The 4604-nt window shown below is 24.8% G+C and carries 4 protein-coding genes; all 4 read right to left on the reverse strand.

The features are described 5' to 3' along the window. Nucleotides 1-191: 191 nt before the first annotated feature. The 4 genes from GBZ86_RS13025 to GBZ86_RS13040 are packed head-to-tail and all read right to left on the reverse strand — an operon-like array spanning nt 192 to nt 4444. Nucleotides 192-2630 (reverse strand): FAD-dependent oxidoreductase, encoded by a 2439-nt coding sequence (locus GBZ86_RS13025; protein ID WP_152891304.1) that lies wholly within the window; start codon nt 2628-2630, stop codon nt 192-194. Further along, the gene (locus GBZ86_RS13030; protein WP_152891306.1) at nt 2617-3504 is read right to left on the reverse strand and encodes an ABC transporter ATP-binding protein; all 888 of its coding nucleotides are present in this window, start codon (nt 3502-3504) and stop codon (nt 2617-2619) included. The genes GBZ86_RS13025 and GBZ86_RS13030 overlap by 14 nt, the downstream gene beginning before the upstream one ends. Nucleotides 3505-3516: 12 nt before the next feature. After that, nucleotides 3517-3912, reverse strand: coding sequence for a GntR family transcriptional regulator (locus GBZ86_RS13035; protein ID WP_152891308.1), 396 nt, complete (start codon nt 3910-3912; stop codon nt 3517-3519). A 16-nt stretch (nt 3913-3928) separates the two neighbouring features. Next, nucleotides 3929-4444 (reverse strand): hypothetical protein, encoded by a 516-nt coding sequence (locus GBZ86_RS13040; protein WP_152891310.1) that lies wholly within the window; start codon nt 4442-4444, stop codon nt 3929-3931. Between the last annotated feature and the right edge of the window lie 160 nt (nt 4445-4604).

A 4604-nucleotide genomic window follows, 5' to 3' on the forward strand; every position in this document is an offset into this window, starting at 1 on the left:
TCCTATAAAATAATTATTGTAATCTAACATATTTTCCTCCTATAGTTTGGTTTGTGGTAATTCTTAAATTATAGCAGAAAATATGTTGGATTTTTTATTTTTTCAAAATAACTAGCACAAGACGTTATTATACTAATTTTTAAATATAAATATAGAGATACCCTTAAGATATCTCTATATTTTTTATATTATTATATAATATGAGGATTTATATCATTAGCTCCTTCACCATATGATCTTAATGGATTAGTGGCCGGTCCTTCTAAAACTGTTCCATCATAGTTAAATCTTGAACCATGACAAGGACAATCCCATGTTTTCTCATCATTATTAAATAACAATTCACAACCTAAATGAGTGCAAGTTACATCTACTAAATAAATTTTATTATTAAAATCTATATATGCTCCATATTTACTTCCATCAATAACAACTATTTTTCCTTCTCCTGCTTCCTTTGGAAATTCTTTATCCCCTAATTTTATTTTTCCTTTTATATACTCTAATATTATATTTATATTTTCTTTAAAAAATGAAAAATTAATAATTCCCTTTCTAAAAGGTGATAATATTTCTTCTTTTCCAGAAAAATTATTAGTTATCATATTAGTTATTATATTAGCTGCTACTACTCCATTAGTAATTCCCCATTTAGAAAAACCTGTAGCTATATATATATTATTGCTATCAATAGATAAATATCCTATGTATGGTATATTATCTGGTGTAACATAATCTTGTGCTGACCATCTATATTTAAAATTAATTTCACCAAAATGCTTAGTTGTCATTTTTTCTAATTCTTCAAAATGCCTACTATAATCTCTTCCTTGCCCTACTTTATGATTTTCTCCACAACTAATAAGTAATTTTTCTTTATTATGTTCATATAATGCAAAACTTTTTCTAGGTTCTTCTACATTTATATATATTCCTTCATGAAAATCACCATTATATTCACCTGCTACAACATATGATCTCTCAGCTTTTTGTTTAGCAAAATATAATCCCATATCATCGTACCAAGGACTATGAGAAGCTATAATAACACTTTTTGCTTCTATTATAAAGCCTTCCTTAGTTTTAATTTTACATACTTTACCTTTATCCATATCTATTAATGGAGTATTTTCATAAATTTTAACTCCATTATCACTTATTATTTTTCCTAAAGAATCTATAAATTTTTTAGGATTAAATTGAGCCTGATTTTTAAAACATAAAGCTGCTTTTATTTTTAATGGTAAATTTAATTCTTCAATATAATCACATTTAATACCTAAATCTTCACATACTTCTTTTTCAGTTCTCAACAAATCAACTACTTCATCATTTTCTGTAAATAAATAAGAATTTACTTTTTTAAAATCACATTTTATTTTATTTTCTTTTATTATATTTTCTATCAATAATAAAGCTTTATTATTTTCTTCATAATAAAATTTAGCTATATCTTCACCTTGTTTTTCTTTAAGCTTAGAATAAATAATATTATGTTGGACTGTTATTTTACCCGTATTTCTTCCTGAACATCCTTCACCTATTTTATCAGCATCTACTAAAGTTACTTCTATACCTTTTTTATTTAATAAATATACAATTTTCTTTAGTATAAAGTAACATGGATAAATTAATATTATAGGCATAATTAAAAATATTTTCTTTCCATTAGTATCATAACTATAATTATAAGAAAATTCAGTTATTATAATTGAAAGGAAAAAACTTCCCCATATTGTAATTAATATAGTTGTTAATATAATAATGATCTTTTCCCAAATATTATTAACAAAAACTTTAACTCTATTTTCAAGACTAACTCTTTTAAATAAATTTACATCTATAAACTTAAAAAATAATAGTGCTACTACTATAGCTATTACACACCATAAAATAGTATTTTTAATATTATATACCCCTATAATTTTTTCTAAAAAACCTAATGCTCCTTTAAATTCTACGCCCCACTCTGTATACCTAACATTTCCAATGAATTCTTCAAAAGCATGAATATAAGTTCCCGTTCCTTCTCCTATTATACTACTAATACCTATAATCATAATAAAAGGATATAACAACATATAAAATCCAAAAGCTCCAGATAAAATTCCATTATTTACAACAATTTGAGCTAAAGTAAATATAGCTATTAAACATATAGCTGCACTAAGTAAAATTAAAGTTCTTAAAAAACTTGTGGATAAAAAAGAACTATTAAAATACTCTAAGTAATATCTATATTTTAAAGATACAAATATATTTACATATAAATCTACAAATAATATTAAACATGTTGATATAAATACTGATAAAGTTCTTGAATAAATTATTTGTTTTCTTGATGTAGGTGCTGCTCCTAAAAATAACATTGATTTTCCCTTATTAATACCATAAGAACAAACTAATAAAATTGCTACAACTAAAGATATACACATTAAATCTCCAATATTTACACGATTTATTAAAAAGTTATATAATGTTTGATAATATTCAGTTTCGAAACTAATCTGTCTTATTTTCTGTTTTGAAACTATAAATGAATATACTGCTGTTATTAAAGCTAATAATATAGTTACTAACTTTAAAGAATAATATTGTTCATATAATAATCCTTTATTAATTCTCTTCATAACTATCCTCCCTATCTAATGTATAAATAAAGATATCCTCTAAGGTTAAATTTAATTCTTCAACAAAAATAGGGTTAAATTTATTAGCTTTATTTATAAATTTTTCTTCATTATTAATAACCACATTAAATACTCTTCCCATTTTTGATATATTAATAACCTCTTCCCCCTGAAGCTCTTGCATTTCTACTGGATCCTTAAAAGCAATTTGAAGCTTCTTATAACATATTTTCATTTCTTCTATAGAAGAGGTTGATTTAATTTTTCCATCTTCAATTATGGCTATACTATCACAAATTCTTTCAACATCTGATAGATTATGTGAAGAAATTAATATAGTTGTACCATTTTCAGCTACTTCATCTACCAATATTTCCATAAATTTTCTTTTAATAATTGGATCTAAACCTGAAGTAGGCTCATCTAAAATTAAATATTTTGGTCTTATAGATATATTAAGCATAATAGCTAATCTAGTTTTATTTCCCTTTGAAAGAGCAAATAAAAAACTTTTCTTAGGAACTTTAAATATTTTATTTAACTCATCAAATTTATTTATGTCAAAGGTGTCATAAGAAATCTGGTAATATTTTATTATTTCCTTTACAGTAAGCCTTGAAAAAAATTCATTTGTATCAGCTACATATCCTATGTGCTTTTTTACCTCTGGATTGTCATAAACATCTACTTCATCAAAGTTTACAACTCCTTTATCACTTTTATAAATACCTGTAATAATTCTTATTAATGTACTCTTTCCCGCTCCGTTTGGTCCAAGTAATCCAAATATACTTCCCTCATTTATTTTTAAATTTACATTTTTTAATATCTCTTTATCACCAATAGCTTTACTAATATTTTTTATTTCTATCAAAGTTCTCACCTCTTAACCTTCTGAGTCTTCTTTATTATCTAGCTCCTTATAAAAAGCATCCATTATTCTAAGTATATCCTCTTTAGTAAGTCCCATATATTTAGCCTCTAAAACTATATTTTTTAAACTTTCTTTTAAACTCTCCATTCTATCCTCCTGAATATGTGGCTTATAATCACTTGATATAAAGGTACCCTTTCCTCTTAAAGTTTCAATAACTTTAAGTCTTTCTAATTCTCCATAGGCTTTACTCACTGTATTTGGATTAGTCATAAGCATACTTGCCATCTCTCTAACTGAAGGTAACTTTTCTCCTGGATTTATTAATCCTTTTAAAATCGCTTCCTTTACTCCAATTATAATTTGCTCATAAATTGGCGTACTACTTCTTGCATCTATTTTAATCATTTAATCACCTCCTAAGTTATTGAATTGGAATATAAGATTCACTTAATGTATCTAAAACCCATCCATTTCCGTTATTGACCATTAAAAACATAAGTTGCTCTTGCTTTTGTACATCACTGCCTTTTTCATCATAATAATTTTTATCACCTAAATTTGCATAATAAATTTCATAAGGTCTATTTCCTATTCTTTTTATTGCTTTAGTAATTAATTCATGATAGCCTAAAAACTTATTATCTTCTAATTTCTTAATTTCATTATGAGATGAATTTTTCAAATTTTGCATTGCATAATAATAAGTACCCCTATTAAAAATACAATTGGTATAATAAGCTCTTTCTGATAATGCATCCTTAAAGTTTTCTTCTGACCCTCTACCATCACCCCAGTTTTCAACTATATAATTTATTGCATCTTCTGGAGTTCTAAAATAAACCTCTAATGTATACCTGTCACTACTAGCATATGCTCCTGCTAAAATTGCTCCAAGTATTAGTACTATTGATGTACTAATTAAAATAATCCTCTTCATTACCTCACCTCTAAATAATTAAAATTGTATTAAGTGTATTAAGTGTACTATTTGTTATAGTACACTTAATATATTATCATCCTTATTTTCATATTTCAAGTATATTTTTAATAAAATTTTCCATAATATAAAAACTTTAAATATTTATATTATTATTAAT

Source organism: Clostridium tarantellae, from assembly GCF_009295725.1.
Taxonomy (GTDB): Bacteria; Bacillota; Clostridia; order Clostridiales; family Clostridiaceae; genus Sarcina; species Sarcina tarantellae.